This is a genomic window from Enterococcus villorum, assembly GCF_007990225.1.
In the GTDB taxonomy this organism is placed as follows: domain Bacteria; phylum Bacillota; class Bacilli; order Lactobacillales; family Enterococcaceae; genus Enterococcus_B; species Enterococcus_B villorum.
The window spans coordinates 18,385-36,702 of sequence record NZ_BJWF01000007.1; the positions used below are offsets into that span (position 1 = coordinate 18,385).

Genomic DNA, 18,318 nt, shown 5'->3' on the forward strand with positions numbered 1-18,318 from the left:
AGGAGAAAAATATGTTCGAACATAAATCAGGTTTTGTCGCAATCGTTGGACGTCCAAATGTTGGTAAATCCACATTGCTTAATCGCATCGTCGGTCAAAAAATCGCTATCATGAGTGACAAAGCACAAACAACTAGAAATAAAATTCAAGGAGTCTATACGACACCAAAAGCACAGTTGATTTTTATTGACACACCAGGAATTCATAAACCTAAACATCGTTTGGGTGATTTCATGGTTGAAACAGCCTATAGCGCATTAAGAGAAGTAGATGCTGTATTATTTATGATCAGTGCAGATCAAAAACGTGGACGTGGAGATGATTTTATTATTGAACGTTTAAAAAATGTGCAATCGCCTGTTTACTTGATTATCAATAAAATTGATAAAGTCCACCCAGACGAATTGCTGAGTATTATTGAGGATTATTCTGCACAAATGCCTTTTGCCCAAGTCGTGCCAATTTCAGCCACCGAAGGCAACAATGTAGATCGTTTGATGGAAGTTTTAGTTGAAGAGATGCCAGAAGGTCCACAATATTTTCCAGAAGATCAAGTAACCGATCATCCAGAATACTTTATTGTCTCAGAATTGATTCGTGAAAAAGTGCTATTTTTAACGAGAGATGAAGTGCCTCATTCTGTTGCGGTTGTCGTGGACTCCATGAAACGCAATGAAAATGATAAAATTCACATTCAAGCAACGATTATCGTTGAGCGTGATAGCCAAAAAGGAATCATTATTGGTAAAGGCGGAAAAATGTTAAAAGATATTGGAACAAAAGCCAGAAAAGATATTGAAAATCTTTTGGGAGACAAAGTGTTCCTTGAATTATGGGTGAAAGTTCAAAAAGATTGGCGTGACAAAAAAGTTTACTTACAAGATTTTGGTTATCGCAAAGATGAATACTAAACAAGTGAATTGGTAGATAATAAAGTGGAAAAGAAGGATGATTCATTGAATGATTTTTCTTTTCCTTATTGTCTATTCAATAAAAAACAGCAGGACAGAAGAACGTGTGAAAATTTAAGGAGAGGAATCGAAAGATGAGTCAATTGGCAGAATCAAAAGGGATCATCCTTTCCAGTAAAAACTATAAAGAAAAAGATAAATTAGTTAAAATCTTTACGGAATCTGCTGGAAAAATGATGTTTTATGTAAAAGGTATTCATCGGCAAAATCAACCCTTAGCTCCGGCACTCCTTCCTTTCACTGAAGCGATCTACATTGGGACATTCAAAAATGAAGGACTCTCATTCATAACGAGTGTAAAAGATGTTCATGCTTTTCGAAAAATTCAAGAAGATATTTTTTTGAGTGGCTACGGCACTTATTTATTGAATTTAGTGGATGCGGCAATTGAAGATCATCAATACGATCCTCATCTTTTTCAATTTACTCAATTGGCTTTGCAACGAATGGATCAAGGAGATGATGCCGAAATTATCACGAATATCTTTGAAGTACAATTGTTGCAACGCTTTGGAATAGCCCCTATTTGGACACATTGTGTGATTTGTGGGAAAACTCATGGAAAATTCGATTATTCTTCCAAATACGGCGGTGTAATATGTGAAGAGCATTGGTCAATGGATCATCGTCGTTATCATGCAGATCCACGAGCGGTGTATTTTGTCCGAATGTTTTCGGCTATTTCCTACGATAAAATTGCCGGAATCAATCTAAAAGAGACGACAAAAGCAGAGATTAGAAAATTGATTGATCAGTTATACGAAGAATATGTAGGCATTCATCTAAAGAGTAAAAAATTTATTGACCAAATGAAGTCATGGGAACATGTCTTAAAAAAACCAGAAATAGACGAGAAAAAAACTACTAAAACAAAAGAAAACGAATAAAAAACGCCAAGTCCATTTAAAACTATTTGACAAATGGATAGGAAAACGTCTATTATGGAAGCTAGATAAATGAGAGACTTACGAAGTATTGAATAAGAATAATGAAGTACGTTGAGCAAGATCAGTAAAAAATACGTAGCAAAAGCGAGTTCGGGTGGGTGTAAGCCGAATGCTGTCGATTTTTGAAGAGGCACTTGTGAGTACTGATAACGAAGCTGCCGAAAATTTCGGAAGTAGGGTGGAACCGCGAATTGATCGTCCCTATGTTTGTTTACACAAGCATAGGGATTTTTTGTTGTTTCAAATTCTTATGATAAATTTTCTTAAAAATTGGAAGGAGTCATTCAAATGAGTAAAAAACAATCTGTTCAAGAAATGATCTTGACCTTACAAAAATTTTGGTCATCAAATGGGTGTATGTTGATGCAAGCCTACGATACAGAAAAAGGGGCAGGCACGATGAGTCCCTATACATTTTTACGTGCCATTGGACCAGAACCTTGGAATGCAGCTTATGTAGAACCTTCACGTCGTCCAGCTGATGGACGCTATGGAGAAAATCCTAATCGGTTGTATCAACACCATCAATTTCAAGTTGTAATGAAACCATCTCCAGAAAATATTCAAGAACTTTATCTAGAAAGCTTGCGTTTATTAGGAATTGATCCCTTAGAACATGATATTCGTTTTGTAGAAGATAACTGGGAAAATCCTTCGATGGGGTGTGCTGGTGTAGGTTGGGAAGTTTGGCTAGACGGAATGGAAATCACTCAGTTTACGTATTTCCAACAAGTTGGTGGACTTCCTTGTAAACCAGTGACTTCAGAAATCACTTATGGATTGGAACGTTTAGCTTCCTACATTCAAGAAGTAGAAAGTGTTTATGATCTTGAATGGTCTGACGGCGTGAAATATGGGGAGATTTTTAAGCAACCTGAATACGAACATTCAAAATATTCATTTGAAGTAAGTGACCAAGAGTTACTATTAAGTAACTTTGATCGTTTTGAAAAAGAAGCCAAACGCTGCATTGATGAAAATCTAGTCCATCCTGCCTATGATTATATTTTAAAATGTAGTCATACTTTTAATTTATTAGATGCTCGTGGCGCTGTATCGGTAACGGAACGGGCTGGCTACCTTTCACGTATTAGAAATATGGCAAAAGCTGTGGCTAAAATTTTTGTTGCTGAACGAGAAAAGCTAGGTTTTCCTTTATTGAACAAGCACACAGCAAATCCGAAAAACAATCAGGAGGCTGAATAAAATGGCAAAAGATTTACTTTTAGAAATTGGCTTGGAAGAAATGCCTGCGCATGTTGTCACACCAAGCATGAAACAATTGGAACAAAAAACAGTACAATTTTTAGATGCGCATCAATTGACATATGATTCGGTTGAAACTTTTTCTACACCAAGACGTTTAGCGATCAAAGTAACAAACCTTCCAGAACGTCAAGCAGATAGCGAAGAAGAATTAAAAGGTCCAGCCAAAAAAATCGCTTTAGATGCTGATGGAAATTGGACAAAAGCAGCAGAAGGCTTTGTTCGCGGACAAGGCTTAACAACAAAGGATATCACGTTTAAAGAACTTAAAGGCGTGGAATATGTGTACATTACAAAATATATTCAAGGAAGACCAGCAAAAGAAGTACTATCAGGACTAGCTGAAGTGATTAAGAGTTTGACTTTTCCAGTAACGATGCATTGGGCGAATTTTGATTTTGAATACATTCGTCCTATTCATTGGATTGTTGCTTTACTAGATGATGAGGTGATTCCTTTTGAGATTCTAGACGTAAAAACAGGACGTAGTTCTCGCGGACATCGTTTCTTAGGAGAAGATATTATTTTTTCACATGCTGATGAGTATGAAGAAAAATTACAAGAACAATTTGTGATCGCTGCGCCATTTAAAAGAAAAGAAATGATTGTTCAACAAGCAACGGAATTGGCAGAAAAAAATCATTGGACCATAGATCTAGATGAAAATCTATTGGAAGAAGTAAATAATCTAGTCGAATATCCAACGGTATTTGCAGGTAATTTTGAAGAAAAATATTTGTCTGTGCCAGAAGAAGTATTAGTGACTTCCATGAAAGAACATCAGCGTTATTTTGAAGTGAGAAATGACCAAGGATTATTGTTACCGCACTTCATTTCTGCACGTAATGGAGACCGTGTGAAGTTAGAAAATGTCATCCGAGGAAACCAAAAAGTGCTGACTGCACGACTTGAAGATGCTGAATTTTTCTATAATGAAGATAAAAAAATGACGATCGATACTTGTGTTGAAAAATTAAAATCGGTAACTTTCCATGAAAAAATTGGGAGTATCTATGAAAAAATGCAACGTGTTCAAGTGATTGCTCGTATTATCGGAGAATCTGTAGGATTGACTTCAGAAGAACTAACTGATTTGCAACGTGCTGCTGAGATCTATAAATTTGATTTGGTTACGAATATGGTCGGTGAATTTCCAGAGCTTCAAGGAGTCATGGGGGAAAAATATGCTTTATTAAATGGCGAAACCCCAGCAGTAGCCACAGCTATCAGAGAACACTACATGCCAAATTCAAGTGAAGGAGAGTTGCCAAAAACAACGATTGGCGCCGTATTGGCAATTGCTGATAAATTAGATAGTATTTTTGCCTTCTTTACGGTTGGTATGATTCCAAGTGGTTCGAATGATCCATATGCTCTTCGCAGACAAGCGTATGGCATTGTTCGGATCATTGAGGCGAAGCAATGGGCCTTTCCATTAGCTATCTTACAAAAAGAAATTGATCAAGTCATTAATGAAGACAAAGTACGCTTTGGTATTGAATTATCTGACGGTCAAAAAGAAGTCATTGACTTTATCAAAGGTCGGTTACGTCAATTATTAACGACAAAACAAATCCGTCATGATGTTATTGAGGCAGTCTTGAATGCAAATCAAAAAGATTTAACAAAAGTTTTTGCAGCTGCTCAACTATTTAAAGAGCATTTAGAAGACGAAACATTTAAACCGTCGATGGAAGCCTTGACTCGTGTAGTAAACTTAGCAAGAAAAGCCCAACAAGAAGTACAAACAGAAATTGATCCATCTTTATTTGAAAATGAAGCAGAAAAAGAGTTGTATCAAGCAACAAAAGAAGCACAAACACATTTTGAAAACCAAACACTACAAGAAAATTATGCTCAGCTGGTTGCTTTACGCCCATTGATTGAAGCTTATTTTGATCAAACAATGGTTATGGTCGAAAACCCAGCAGTACGTCATAACCGTTTGGCGCAATTAAGACAAATCGCAGAAATGGCTCTTTCATTAGCAAGTTTAGATCAAATTATCACGAAATAAGAAATTATATACAACGTTTATCAGATGTTATCCTCCAAAAAGGTTGTTCACAGATTAGCTAACTAGTTGGCTGGTATGGATTCGGTATTGTCCTGAATTCGTGCCAGTCAATTTTGTTTTTTTATCTATTGATAATTGTAATAATGTATATACTTTACGCTTCTTTTTTGATAACGCAAACCAAGAAAAAATACGATGAGTATATGAAAAAAATATTTGAACTGCGTAGTTGAACAATCTATGAGTTTCATCGAATAATTTCAAGATTAAAAAATCTTTTGAAATATAAAAATATTTTTATATTGCACCGAATATTAGATCACCGATTCATGCTTTAACTAAGATAAAGCTTAATTTTGTGAAAAAAGTATTTTTTGGTGATGAATAAGGAAGAAAATTTGAAAGAAATTTATTTATTTTTAATAAACTTATTTAAAGAAAAAGTTTATAATTGATTTGTAGAATGTTATAAAAAAACAATTATTGATGTATAATTAAAATTATTTCTTCGTTTTTTCAGATGAAAAAGAAGTTTTAACAATGAATTATTTTTAATCATATAGATAATCATTTTAAAATAGGTTTAACTATTAAAAAGTAATACATAGATAGTCTATATGTAAAACAAGAATTTTAGTTAATTATTTCATTATTAGCTGGAAAATAAAATAACTTTTTTTATTAATTGGAGTTTATTTTATAATTCAATCTTTATTTAAAATTAAAATTTATGTATAATTGTTTTAGTAAGTTAAATATATGTGATTTTTTTAACTTTTTATAATGTTAACTATTTTTTAATCTTAATTTCATATTTATAGAATTGGCTTGTTAATGAATCAATGAACAAATGTAAGATGACAATAATTATTTTGTTTTGAATGTTAGAATCAAAGAATTTATTTTGAGAAATATCACTCCAATCATCTTCTGTTAATCATCAAATAAAAAGTAAGCTGAAGATAAAAAATGGTTTAGAAAGGTCGTTATTTATGAAAAGAAAGGCACCACTAATGAAAAAGTAATCAGATGTTCAATTAGTACTACCTTTATTTTTTCGGTGAAAGACAATGATTGCGTTTTATTTTTAAGGATAAAAAATAATGGAAAAATTAGGTGACAGGAGAATAAAGTGGGGTGTATAACTTTTATTTAATTTCCATAAAAGTATTGAAAGGCAATGTTTTTAATAACATATGAATAAAAAAATAATTATATTGACAAAATTTTAGATATTTAAAAAATTAATGATACTTCATTTTTTGTGAATAGAGTAAAATGAGCAAAAGAAAGAGCTAATTTTTCCTATGAAAAATATAAAGAACTGCTTTTTTACTAAAAAATAAAGCAAACGTTTATTAAAATAGACATGTTTGTTCGAAAAACAAACACCAGTTACACTCGTAAATGGCATTGGAGAGTAAGTCAAACAAAAATATCAACATGAAATTACTATAGATAATGACAAATTTATAAAAACAATCACTTCTATTCCCTCATAGTTATGTGCGCTTGAAGATAAAATAGTTAACGTCTTTATTTAAATGAGAATGATCAATTGTTTTATCAAAAGTATTGAATCCCTTTACAAAGAGGAAATTTTGTTTAAATAGCATTTCTTAAGATCGCATTTATGAATAATTAGTAAAATTAGTACTAAAAAATTGAATAAAAAAAAGATGTAGGAAAGTGAGAAAAATGGAAGAGACAATTAGTCTAAAAGAAACGATCAAGATACTTCGTAAACACGTAATGACCATTATTATTTCAGTATTAGCTGGATTAGCTGTAGCAAGCCTCGCCACATTCTTTATTATCTCCCCTAAATTTAGCTCGCAGGCTCAACTAATCGTCACATTGCCTCAATCAGATACCACCAATGCGAATGATGTGAATACAAATTTGCAAATGATCAATACCTATAAGGATATGATTGTTAGTGACTTGGTTTTAAATGAAGTGAAAGATCGTTTGGAAACACAAGATAAAGTAACGATGTCAGCAGAAGCAATTAAAAAAGCTATTTCAGTCAATCAATCTCAAAATTCACAAATGTTTTCGATTCAAGCAATCAGTCCTGACCCAGATGTTGCCCAGCAAGTGGCTAATACAACCGCTAATGTCTTTCAAATAAAAGCCAAGGATGTCATGAATGTAGACAAAATCTCGATTATTTCAGATGCGGTCGCTGATGGAACGCCTGTTTCCCCAAATAATAAATTAAATATAGCTATTGGACTTGCTTTAGGATTAATCATCGGTGTAGGGATTGCTTTCTTACGAGAAGTCTTTGATCGAACCGTCAAAGATGAAAGCTACCTATCAGAGGTTTTAGGTTTTCCTATTTTAGGGACAGTGCCCGAAATGACCATGAAAGATTTAAATACTATTCATCCTAAAAAAAATACTACTGTCACACAAGTAAAAAAAATGAATGATCAAGCACGAGCTTCTCGAAGAAAACGTTCAAAAGTGTAGGAGGAGAAAAATGAGACGTATCAAAAAACAAATGGAATCGCAAATAGAAACAGTTGATTTGATTACTTTGACGAATCCTTCTTCTGCAATTTCAGAACAATATCGAACGATTCGTACAAATATCCAATTTGTTGCCACAGAGAGGAAGACAGTGAAAACGCTTGTGGTAACCTCTTCTGGTCCAGCCGAAGGGAAGTCGACTACTGCAGCTAATTTAGCAGTGGTATTTGCCCAAGCAGGAAAAGAAGTATTATTGGTGGATGCTGATATGCGAAAACCAGTATTAGCTAAGACTTTTCAAATAAATAATAGTTATGGTTTAAGTAATATTTTAAGTTTTTCTGGAAATATGGAAGATGGGATTCAAAAAACAACGATGGAATACTTATCTATTCTACCAAGCGGTCCCACCCCACCTAATCCTTCAGAATTATTAAGTTCATCAAGAATGGATGAACTGATGAAAGAATTAAACCAGCTTTATGAAATTGTGATTTTTGATATGCCACCTGTCGTCGCTGTGACTGATGCCCAGATATTATCGGCAAAAGCAGATGGGACACTTTTAGTAGTACGTGAAGGAATTTCTAAAAAAGAATCGCTTCTTAAAGCTAAAGGGTTATTAGAAATGTCGCAAGCCAAAGTACTTGGTGTCGTTTATAACGGAATGCAACAAAACAAAGAGACGAATTATTATTACAGTAGTTAAATAGGAGGGGTGACGAAATGATTGATCTGCACTGCCATATTTTACCTGGAATTGATGATGGGGCACAAAATCTTGAAGAAAGTATTGAAATGGCTGAACACGCCATCAAGCAAGGGATTACTCATATTTTGTGTACCCCACATCATAATAACGGAAGATATTATAACCAAAAGTCAAAAGTGATAACTTCGGTCGTCTCTTTACAAAAAGAATTGACAAAAAGAAATTTGCCATTGGTATTATTTGAAGGTCAAGAAATACGTATAACTGGCGATTTGATAGATGAAATTCAACGAGATGAAATTCTTTTTACAGATCGCCAAAGGAAATACTTACTGATTGAATTTCCCACATTAGAAGTTCCACTATATTCAAAAAAACTTTTTTTTGAATTGTTGAAACGAGGAAAGACACCAGTGATTGTGCATCCAGAACGTCATGCCTATTTTAGAAAAGATCCTAATCAATTAATACCTTTTCTTGAAATGGGTTGCTTGGCACAACTCACAGCGCCAAGTTATATTGGGCGATTCGGCAAAGAGATTCAAAAAACAGCAAAGAAAATGGTCGAACATCATCTTGTGCAAATGGTTGCTTCCGATGCCCATTCGGTTACTAATCGTCCCTTTTATTTAAAAGAATGTTATGAAGAGCTAACCAAAGATTTTGGGAATGATAGGGTAAACCTGTTGAAACAGGTAGCCAAAGATTTGATTGATGGCAAAGAGTTCAGTTACCCACTTTATCAAAAAATTAAAAAGAAGAAATTAGGGTTATTTTAGGAGGAAGAAAAGTGTTTGTACGAACAAGGAGAAGTAAAATCATCACTTTGATCTTTGTGGACAGTTTACTTTTGATTACTTCCAATATTGTAGCAGTTATATTTATGATACCATTTGTTACTATATCAATGGATTTTAGATTTATCTCTGTTGGTTTATCGATCTGCTTTTATTTATTCTATGGTAGTTTATTCAAAGTATTTACTCGAATCAATCGTTATACAAATTTAAAAGAAATGATTGCAATTTTTAGTTCACTGTCTGCGAGTGCAAGTTCAAGTATCCTGTTTTTATATTTCATGGATAAAAAATATAGTTTGCGTTTTGTTACATTTACTTATCTTCTTTCAGTATTATTGATTGTTGGTAGTCGCTTAATTTGGCGGATCTACATCGAAAAGAAGAATAGAGGATATTTGTCTTTAGAATCTGCTAAAAATACGTTAATTGTTGGGGCTGGAGAAGGGGGACGGGTTTTGTATAATAGTTTTTCTGGTTCAAAAACCGCTCAAGCTATCCATGTCGTAGGGTTTGTGGATGATGATCCTAATAAACAAAATACATATTTTTCAGGAAAAAAAGTCTTAGGTACAATAAAAGATTTACCAGAATTAATTAAAATTTACAATATACAAATAGTGACGATTGCTATCCCATCCTTACCACGGAAAAAGCTAAGAAAAATCTTTGAAATAGTTGAATCTTCACCTGTCAAAGTCAATACAATGCCTTCCATAGAAGAAATCGCTTCTGGCAAAGTTAGTGTGTCAAAACTAAAAACGATTGACGTTGTCGATTTGCTGGGAAGAGATGAGGTGGAATTGGAAATTGAATCCATCAAAGACCAGATCACAAATAAAGTGATCCTAGTAACCGGTGCTGGTGGATCAATAGGTTCAGAAATTTGTCGACAACTTATGCCTTTTGATCCAGCAACATTATTGCTTTTGGGACATGGAGAAAATTCCATTTATTTAATTGATCGTGAATTACGTGGTTATGAGAAACAAAAACAAACAAAAATCATACCAATTATTGCTGATATAAAAGACCAAAAGAAAATCAAAGAAATCATGAAGCAATACCAGCCTGATATCGTTTATCATGCCGCTGCTCACAAGCACGTCCCTTTAATGGAAAGCAATCCTAAAGAAGCAGTCAAAAATAATATTTTTGGTACGAAAAATGTAGCAGAGGCAGCGAAAAAAGCAAAAGTGAAAAATTTTGTCATGATTTCAACAGATAAAGCAAATAACCCCCCTAATGTTATGGGTGCAACAAAAAGAATCGCTGAAATGATCGTCACTAATTTGAATGAAGAAGATGGCACCAAATTTTCAGCGGTAAGATTTGGGAATGTTCTCGGCTCTAGAGGTAGCGTTATCCCAGTATTTCGAGAACAAATTGATCGTGGTGGACCGATTACTGTCACTGACTTTCGAATGACACGTTATTTCATGACGATTCCAGAAGCAAGCCGCTTAGTCATCCAAGCAGGTGCTTTAGCCAATGGTGGTGAAATTTTTATTCTAGATATGAGCCAGCCGGTTAAAGTCGTTGATCTTGCCAAAAATATGATCCGATTAAGGGGTACAGCGAGGATGAAATTGAAATTATCGAAACAGGTATTCGTCCAGGAGAAAAATTATATGAGGAATTACTGTTAGACAAGGAAAGAAATGATGAAGCAGTATATGAAAAGATCTTTGTCGGTAATATCAAAGGCTACCCGATGCAAACAGTGATGGAATTTATTAGTAATCTAACACAAGAAGATGATCAGCTAGCTAAAGAAATCGTCGCTTTTGCAAATGCTTCAAATAAGTAGGAGGAGTAAATTGTATAAAGACAATTTAAAAAGAGGTATTGGTTTTTTACTATCTTTAGTTGGGATTATCGGATTATCTCCCGTATTTTTGATTTTATGTATCCTCATTAAATTAGATTCAAAAGGTCCGATTATCTTTAAACAAAAGCGCATAGGAAAAAACAAATCATATTTTTACATTTACAAATTTCGAACAATGAAAGTGGATACACCACAAGAAATACCCACCCACCTATTGTTGAATCCAGATATTTATATTACTAGAGTAGGAAGATTTCTTAGAAAAACAAGTTTAGATGAGTTACCACAACTATTTAATATTTTAAAAGGAGAAATGGCTATTATTGGACCACGTCCAGCATTATGGAATCAATATGACTTGATTGAAGAGCGTGAAAAATACCAAGCAAATAATATTCGCCCAGGTTTGACTGGGTTGGCTCAAATTAGTGGCCGAGACGAGTTAGAGATTCATCAAAAAGCAAAATTAGATGGTTACTACACAGCGAATATGACTCTTTGGGTGGATTTGAAATGTTTTTTTGGAACAATTATTTCAGTTTTCAAAAGACACGGTGTAATAGAAGGAGGCACTGGCTATAGAAAGAAGGAGGAGGTTGAATGAAAAAAATTTTGATAACTGGCAAAAACAGCTATATTGGCACATCCTTCCAAAAATGGATGGCACCATTTCAAGAGGATTATCAGATTGAGTGCTTAAGTGTAAGAGGCGATGAATGGCGACATCATGATTTTTCAGAGTATGATACGGTTTTTCATGTAGCAGGTATTGCACATGCTGATGTGTCAAAAGTCAGTGAAGAAACAAAACAGCTTTATTATACTGTGAATCGTGATCTTGCGATTGAGACTGCTAAAAAGTACAAAAATGATTTATCTGGAAAAAGTGGACAATTTATTTATATGAGCTCAATCATTATTTACGGTGAAGAGACCAATATTAATAAAAAATGTGTGATCACACCTGATACAAAACCTAATCCTTCTAATTTCTATGGTGATAGCAAATTACAAGCAGAACAGGGTCTTATGCCACTGGATGAAAGTCAATTTAAAATAGTCATTCTTAGACCACCGATGATTTATGGTCCTGGAAGCAAAGGGAATTTTCCTGAATTAATTAAATTAGCTAAGCATCTACCATTTTTTCCGGAGATTAATAATCAACGGTCTATGTTGTTTATCGATAATTTGTGTATCCAAATAAAAACAATTATTGATGGAAAACGCAGAGGTGTGTTTTTCCCGCAGAATAATGAATATGTCAAAACGAGCGATATGGTACAAATAATAGCAAAATACCAAAAAAAGAAAATAATCTGTCTACCCTATTTTAATTATTGTGTAAAATTATTAGGTTATCTTCCAGGTAAAATGGGACGACTGACGAATAAAGCTTTTGGTAATTTAGTTTATGCTCCTATTGAAAGGAAAGACAAATTTGTTTGTTTCGACGAAACGATAAAAAAGAGTATAGGATATAAAAATGCATAAAAAGAAAATTTTAGTTGTTTCTCAATATTTTTATCCCGAGCAATTTAGAATAAATGATATTTGTCGAACATGGGTCAAAAAAGGATATGAAGTGACAGTCCTTACAGGAATTCCTAATTATCCACAAGGTGATTTCTATGAAGGTTATGGTTATCAAAAGAACAAAAGAGAAATTTATGAAGGAGTGACGATAAAAAGAATTCCAATTGTTCCAAGAAAAAAGAATAGTATAATGATGGGATTAAACTATCTTTCTTTTGTCATTTCTGGGGAGCTGTGGAAAATATTGAATAGACAGAATTTCGATTTAGTGTTTATTTATGAAGTGTCCCCCATGACACAAGCCCTTCCAGCTGTAAGAATAGCGAAAAAACTAAATATCCCTTGTTATATTTATGTGATGGATTTATGGCCTGAAAATTTTGAAATTATTACTGGGATAACCCATCCTCTAGTGATAGAACCATTAAATAAAATGGTCGATTATATTTACAAAAATTGTACAAAAATCTTTACTGCTTCACGTAGTTTTAAAAAAAATATAGAAAACAGAGGAATTGATTCTCAAAAGATATATTTTTGGCCACAATATGCAGAAGAATTTTATCAGATTTCTGAGGTAAAGAGTTCAGTGTTGATAAATGACAAAAAAGTAAATATTACATTTGCTGGAAATATCGGTATCGCTCAAGGGCTAGATATCCTGCCAGAAGTTGGGAAAAAAATAAAGGAAAAACAATTGAATGTCAGATTCAATTTTGTAGGTGACGGTAGATATAAACAAGATTTAATAAAAGAAATTGAACGTAATGAATTACAAGAATGGTTTCATTTTGTTGAGGCTGTTCCTGCAACAGAAATTCCTGAAATACTTGCAAGCAGTGATTTTTCTTTTGTTAGTTTGCAAAAAAATGACATATTTTCCATGACTATTCCCGCAAAATTGCAATCAAGTATGGCTTGCGGTAAACCCATTTTATTATCTGCAAGTGGAGAAGTAGCAGAGATTGTAAAAAAGGCAAATTGTGGTTTTGTAGGAGAAGCAGGAGACAGCACCGCTTTATTTAATAATTTAATAAAAATCAGTCATTTATCTTCGCAAGAAATTACTAAGTTAGGTATAAATGCTAGAAAATATTTTGAAGAAGAGTACGAAAAAGAAAAATTATTATCCATAATGGATGGACATTTAATGTGAGGAGAACAGTTTATGTTCAAAAATAAAGTATTATTGATCACCGGTGGAACAGGCTCCTTCGGTAATGCGGTAATGAAACGTTTTTTAGATTCTGATATTAAAGAAATACGTATTTTTTCTCGGGATGAAAAAAAACAAGACGATATGCGAAAAAGATACAATAACGACAAGTTAAAATTCTACATAGGAGATGTTCGAGACATCCATAGTGTGAAAAATGCGATGTATGGCGTCGATTACGTGTTCCATGCAGCAGCGCTTAAACAAGTCCCCTCTTGCGAATTTTTTCCTATGGAAGCAGTGAAAACAAATATTCTTGGAACTGATAATGTGTTAACTGCTGCAATTGAAATGGAGATTGAAAAAGTGATTTGCTTGTCGACTGATAAAGCGGCTTATCCGATCAATGCGATGGGTGTCTCCAAAGCAATGATGGAAAAAGTATTCGTTGCTAAAGCAAAAACTGTTTCTGATGAACAGACAGTAATATGTGGAACTCGTTATGGCAATGTGATGGCTTCTCGTGGATCAGTCATCCCGCTTTTTATTGACCAAATCAAAGCTAACAAACCATTAACCGTGACAGATCCTGATATGACACGTTTTTTGATGAGCTTGGAAGAAGCAGTGGAATTAGTTGTTTTTGCTTTTAAGAATGCAAAAGCAGGAGATATCATGGTACAAAAATCGCCCGCTTCGACGGTTGGTGACTTAGCCCAAGCAGTTAAAGAACTATTTCACGCAGAAAGTGAAATCCATGTTATTGGAACACGTCATGGAGAAAAACAATATGAAACGTTATTAACAAAAGAAGAATATTTAGTAGCTCAAGATATGGGGGACTTTTATCGTGTTCCAGCAGACACACGTGATCTGAATTATGATAAATATTTTGTGGAAGGTAGTAAGGAATTAACACAAGAAGGGGAATACAATTCAGACAACACCCAACGTTTATCTATTGAGCAAATCAAGGAAAGACTTCTTGAATTAGATTACGTGAAAAAAGAATTGAAAGAGTGGCAAAGCCTATGAATATCTTAGTAACTGGAGCAAACGGTTTTGTTGGAAAAAATCTGATTGCTGAATTAAAAAATGAAGGCTACACAGATATTTTCAGTTTTGACATAGATACACCAAACGCTTCATTGGATGAATATTGTAAGAAAGCAGACTTTGTTTTTCATTTAGCTGGTGTAAACCGACCAAAAAATGAAGCGGAATTTATGGAGGGAAATTTTGGATTCACTTCAGAATTGCTTGCAAAATTAAAAGAACAACAAAACACTTGTCCAGTGATGATTTCTTCCTCTATCCAAGCAACGCTCGAAAATTCATACGGAAAAAGTAAAAAAGCTGGTGAAGAACTCTTAAAAGCATACCAGGAGGAAACCGGAGCCCCTGTCTATATTTATCGTTTTTCAAATCTGTACGGAAAATGGTCACGACCAAATTACAATACGGTAGTTGCAACATTCTGCTATAAAATTGCCAGAAATGAAGAAGTGATAGTGAATGATCCAAACGCTGTCGTTGAACTTTGCTACATTGATGATGTCATCAAAGAATTATTTCATTGTTTAAATGGCAAACCTTATAGGGAAAATGGTTATTGTGCAGTGCGAGAAACAGATAAAGTGACAATCGGTGAATTAAAAGAGTTGATTACTTCATTTAAAAATAGTCGCATAGATTTGAGTGTGCCAAATTTTGCTAGAAGAGTAGAAAAAAATCTATACAGTACTTATTTAAGTTTTTTGCCAGAAGATGCTTTTTCTTATTTTCTAAAAATGAATGTCGATAGCCGAGGCTCCTTTACAGAGTTTTTAAGAACAAATGATCGTGGACAAGTATCCATCAATATCTCAAAACCAGGAGTCACAAAAGGAAATCACTGGCATCACACAAAAAATGAAAAATTTTTAGTTGTAAGTGGGCAAGGCGTTATCCGTTTTAGAAAAATCGATTCAAGTGAAGTGATTGCCTATTTTGTTTCTGGAGAAAAACTTGAAGTAGTTGATATTCCAGTGGGCTATACGCACAATATTGAAAATCTAGGAACAACAGACATGGTAACTGTGATGTGGGTCAATGAACCATTTGATTCAGAACATCCGGATACTTATTATGTGGAGGTTTAACCAATGAAAAGATTAAAAGTGATGACAGTGGTAGGCACACGCCCAGAAATTATTCGTTTATCTGCGATAATCAATCGTTTAGAAAGTTCGGAAGCTATTGACCATGTGTTGGTACATACGGGACAAAACTATGACTACGAATTAAACGAAGTTTTTTTTGAAGATTTCGATTTGAAGAAACCCGACTACTTCCTAAACGCAGCAACTGGTACTGCAATTGAAACAGTTGGAAATATTTTGATTAAGATCGATCCTATTTTAGAAGCAGTAAAGCCAGATGCCTTTTTAGTATTAGGTGATACCAATAGTTGTTTGTGTGCGATTGCTGCTAAACGTAGACATATCCCTATTTTTCATATGGAAGCAGGCAATCGTTGTTTTGATCAGCGTGTACCTGAGGAAACAAATCGCAAAATCGTCGACCATACAGCAGACATTAATTTAACGTATAGTGACATTGCTAGAGAATACCTTTTACGCGAAGGCTTGCCTGCTGATCGTATAATTAAAACTGGTAGTCCAATGTTTGAAGTATTAAATTCAAGGAAAGAAGATATTCAAAATTCTGATATTCTTAAACGATTAGAGCTGAAAGAAGGACAATATTTTGTAGTTTCGGCTCATCGTGAAGAAAATATCAGTTCAAAAAGTAATTTTTCAAATCTAATAGATAGTTTAAATACAATTGAAGAAACCTATCAACTACCGATTATTGTTAGTACGCACCCGCGTACGATGAAAATGATCAAATCAAAAGGAATCAAGTTTCACGAGCGGATCCAAATGATGAAACCGCTGGGATTTAATGATTACAATAAACTGCAGATCCATGCAAAAGCAGTATTAAGTGACAGTGGAACAATCAGTGAAGAATCTTCAATCTTGAGTTTCAAGGCACTAAATATCAGACAAGCACATGAACGGCCAGAAGCAATGGAAGAAGCGAGTGTCATGATGGTCGGATTAGAAAAAGAAAGAATCATGCAAGGTTTAGTAGTACTAGAAACCCAAGAAAAAGATACTTTACACCGAGTGTCAGACTATTCAATGCCAAATGTTTCAGAAAAAATATTGCGAATTATCCTTTCTTATACTGATTATGTGAACCGGGTGGTGTGGGGGGAGTGAAAGATGAAAAAATAACATCATATATAAGAAACAAAACCCTAGAATTATGCTGCTAATTGAAAATACAAAGGAGAAAGCTTCCATGAATTCAAAGTTTGATTCGCTCCTGGCTAATTCAGTTTTTTTATTTTGTCTCTTCCCGTATATCACATTTATAGAAACTGGTAGTGATGTACAACCCTATAGTTTAATGTTAGCTACTATATTTTTACTATATTTAGTTGTAAAAAATAATTACATCAAATCTTTTAAACCTAGTATTTTACTGTGGCTACCCATAATTTATAGTTTAATAACGCTCAACGAAAGTTTATCCTTTATAGCTTGGTTAAGATCTTTTTATGGTTATGTAACAATTCCAATTTTGTGTTTAGCTGCTTACAATTCTTTCCCTCTTATAAAGGGAAAACTCCTGAACTTTTCCATAAAAATTTGGTTTTTAGTTTCTTTAATCCAAAGATTTGTATACAAACTTTTTGGGAACTTTTTAGTGGCGAGGATTTCAACTTCCACAGATCGAGGAGTCACAAGTCTAGCTGTAGAACCTTCAGCTTTTGCGAATATATGTTTGTTCATACTTTTATTAAATGATTTATTTTATTATTCAAAAAAAATTAGTAAGAAAGCCTATATTCTTAATATGCTTTTGTTAATAATCCAGTTTTTTTTGGCAAGTTCGGCAATGGGATATCTTTTACTAATTGTTTATTTGCTTACTAAAATATTTATTAAAAATGGTATTAAAGCCAGAGTTATTCAAATGGTTGTTATATTCTTGAGTTTACTTTCCTTACACTTTGTGCGAAATAACTTGTATCTTCTTCCCACTAATAGAGTGACTTCAATTTTATTTAGATTAAATGAAAATTGGAAGGAAATATTTTTTACGGACCAAAGTATATCAGATAGGTTGGCTCATATATTAATATCTTCAAAAAGTCTATTTTCCAGGTATGGTTTGGGATATGGATTGGGAACATGGTCTAAAGAAGCTTATGGTATCATAAATGATTCTGGGACATTTATTCAAAGGCTAGTTAGTACTAACTTTACTAGTGGTAGAATTATGAGCGGATGGGGAACTATCCTTTTTGAAGTTGGTATTATTAGTTTATCAATTATCTTTTGGTACGGATCGATTTTTTTTAGAGGTGTGACGTCATTAACTAAGAAAGGTAAAGATATTTTATTTGTTGCTTTTATCTCAATCACCTTCACAATGACTCTCTCTGTTACAATTGCATTTCCACTTTTTTCTTATATTTTAGGTTTTTATGCCTATATAATAAATGATCATAGAATTAAATTACCTGAAGAGCTCTCTTTATAGTTATTAAG

14 protein-coding genes and 1 pseudogene are annotated in these 18,318 nt (G+C 33.7%); all 15 read left to right on the top strand.

The features are described 5' to 3' along the window. The first annotated feature begins 11 nt into the window (after positions 1-11). A complete protein-coding gene (gene era / locus EVI01_RS04460; protein WP_010752444.1) occupies positions 12-911 on the top strand; it encodes a GTPase Era in 900 nt (299 codons plus the stop codon). Positions 912-1,045: 134 nt separating this feature from the next. Continuing rightward, the gene (gene recO, locus EVI01_RS04465) at positions 1,046-1,858 is read left to right on the top strand and encodes a DNA repair protein RecO (protein WP_010752443.1); all 813 of its coding nucleotides are present in this window, start codon (positions 1,046-1,048) and stop codon (positions 1,856-1,858) included. Between the two features lie 348 nt (positions 1,859-2,206). Continuing rightward, positions 2,207-3,124: a glycine--tRNA ligase subunit alpha gene (gene glyQ, locus EVI01_RS04470; protein ID WP_010752442.1), complete on the top strand. Its 918-nt coding sequence runs from the start codon at positions 2,207-2,209 to the stop codon at positions 3,122-3,124. A 1-nt stretch (position 3,125) separates the two neighbouring features. Continuing rightward, positions 3,126-5,201, top strand: coding sequence for a glycine--tRNA ligase subunit beta (glyS, locus tag EVI01_RS04475; RefSeq protein ID WP_010752441.1), 2,076 nt, complete (start codon positions 3,126-3,128; stop codon positions 5,199-5,201). 1,698 nt (positions 5,202-6,899) lie between these two features. Continuing rightward, the gene (locus tag EVI01_RS04480; protein WP_010752440.1) at positions 6,900-7,679 is read left to right on the top strand and encodes a YveK family protein; all 780 of its coding nucleotides are present in this window, start codon (positions 6,900-6,902) and stop codon (positions 7,677-7,679) included. A 10-nt stretch (positions 7,680-7,689) separates the two neighbouring features. Next, on the top strand, positions 7,690-8,388 hold the full coding sequence (locus EVI01_RS04485; protein WP_010752439.1) for a CpsD/CapB family tyrosine-protein kinase: 699 nt from the start codon (positions 7,690-7,692) through the stop codon (positions 8,386-8,388). A gap of 17 nt (positions 8,389-8,405) precedes the next feature. Further along, entirely contained in the window at positions 8,406-9,170 is a 765-nt protein-coding gene (locus EVI01_RS04490) for a tyrosine-protein phosphatase (RefSeq protein WP_010752438.1), read from the top strand. Between the two features lie 11 nt (positions 9,171-9,181). After that, positions 9,182-10,998 (top strand): annotated as a pseudogene (locus tag EVI01_RS04495) (polysaccharide biosynthesis protein). 10 nt (positions 10,999-11,008) lie between these two features. Continuing rightward, the gene (locus EVI01_RS04500) at positions 11,009-11,623 is read left to right on the top strand and encodes a sugar transferase (RefSeq protein ID WP_010752435.1); all 615 of its coding nucleotides are present in this window, start codon (positions 11,009-11,011) and stop codon (positions 11,621-11,623) included. Next, entirely contained in the window at positions 11,620-12,513 is an 894-nt protein-coding gene (locus EVI01_RS04505) for an NAD-dependent epimerase/dehydratase family protein (protein ID WP_010752434.1), read from the top strand. Before EVI01_RS04500 ends, EVI01_RS04505 begins: the two co-directional genes overlap by 4 nt. Continuing rightward, positions 12,506-13,711 (top strand): glycosyltransferase family 4 protein, encoded by a 1,206-nt coding sequence (locus EVI01_RS04510; RefSeq protein WP_010752433.1) that lies wholly within the window; start codon positions 12,506-12,508, stop codon positions 13,709-13,711. Before EVI01_RS04505 ends, EVI01_RS04510 begins: the two co-directional genes overlap by 8 nt. 12 nt (positions 13,712-13,723) lie before the next feature. Next, positions 13,724-14,746, top strand: a complete 1,023-nt coding sequence (locus EVI01_RS04515; RefSeq protein ID WP_010752432.1) for a polysaccharide biosynthesis protein — start codon at positions 13,724-13,726, stop codon at positions 14,744-14,746. Continuing rightward, a complete protein-coding gene (locus EVI01_RS04520; protein ID WP_010752431.1) occupies positions 14,743-15,852 on the top strand; it encodes a capsular polysaccharide biosynthesis protein CapF in 1,110 nt (369 codons plus the stop codon). Before EVI01_RS04515 ends, EVI01_RS04520 begins: the two co-directional genes overlap by 4 nt. A 3-nt stretch (positions 15,853-15,855) precedes the next feature. Then, a complete protein-coding gene (wecB, locus tag EVI01_RS04525) occupies positions 15,856-16,980 on the top strand; it encodes a non-hydrolyzing UDP-N-acetylglucosamine 2-epimerase (protein ID WP_010752430.1) in 1,125 nt (374 codons plus the stop codon). Positions 16,981-17,062: 82 nt separating this feature from the next. After that, the gene (locus tag EVI01_RS04530; protein WP_010752429.1) at positions 17,063-18,310 is read left to right on the top strand and encodes a hypothetical protein; all 1,248 of its coding nucleotides are present in this window, start codon (positions 17,063-17,065) and stop codon (positions 18,308-18,310) included. Positions 18,311-18,318 lie beyond the last annotated feature (8 nt).

What these genes read in the sequence shown, in the direction of transcription:
- EVI01_RS04520 (WP_010752431.1), top strand. Translation starts at nt 14,743, where the DNA reads ATGAATATCTTAGTAACTGGAGCAAACGGTTTTGTTGGAAAAAATCTG.
- glyS (WP_010752441.1), top strand. Translation starts at nt 3,126, where the DNA reads ATGGCAAAAGATTTACTTTTAGAAATTGGCTTGGAAGAAATGCCTGCG.
- EVI01_RS04490 (WP_010752438.1), top strand. Translation starts at nt 8,406, where the DNA reads ATGATTGATCTGCACTGCCATATTTTACCTGGAATTGATGATGGGGCA.
- EVI01_RS04505 (WP_010752434.1), top strand. Translation starts at nt 11,620, where the DNA reads ATGAAAAAAATTTTGATAACTGGCAAAAACAGCTATATTGGCACATCC.
- EVI01_RS04530 (WP_010752429.1), top strand. Translation starts at nt 17,063, where the DNA reads ATGAATTCAAAGTTTGATTCGCTCCTGGCTAATTCAGTTTTTTTATTT.
- wecB (WP_010752430.1), top strand. Translation starts at nt 15,856, where the DNA reads ATGAAAAGATTAAAAGTGATGACAGTGGTAGGCACACGCCCAGAAATT.
- recO (WP_010752443.1), top strand. Translation starts at nt 1,046, where the DNA reads ATGAGTCAATTGGCAGAATCAAAAGGGATCATCCTTTCCAGTAAAAAC.
- EVI01_RS04510 (WP_010752433.1), top strand. Translation starts at nt 12,506, where the DNA reads ATGCATAAAAAGAAAATTTTAGTTGTTTCTCAATATTTTTATCCCGAG.
- era (WP_010752444.1), top strand. Translation starts at nt 12, where the DNA reads ATGTTCGAACATAAATCAGGTTTTGTCGCAATCGTTGGACGTCCAAAT.
- EVI01_RS04485 (WP_010752439.1), top strand. Translation starts at nt 7,690, where the DNA reads ATGAGACGTATCAAAAAACAAATGGAATCGCAAATAGAAACAGTTGAT.
- glyQ (WP_010752442.1), top strand. Translation starts at nt 2,207, where the DNA reads ATGAGTAAAAAACAATCTGTTCAAGAAATGATCTTGACCTTACAAAAA.
- EVI01_RS04515 (WP_010752432.1), top strand. Translation starts at nt 13,724, where the DNA reads ATGTTCAAAAATAAAGTATTATTGATCACCGGTGGAACAGGCTCCTTC.
- EVI01_RS04480 (WP_010752440.1), top strand. Translation starts at nt 6,900, where the DNA reads ATGGAAGAGACAATTAGTCTAAAAGAAACGATCAAGATACTTCGTAAA.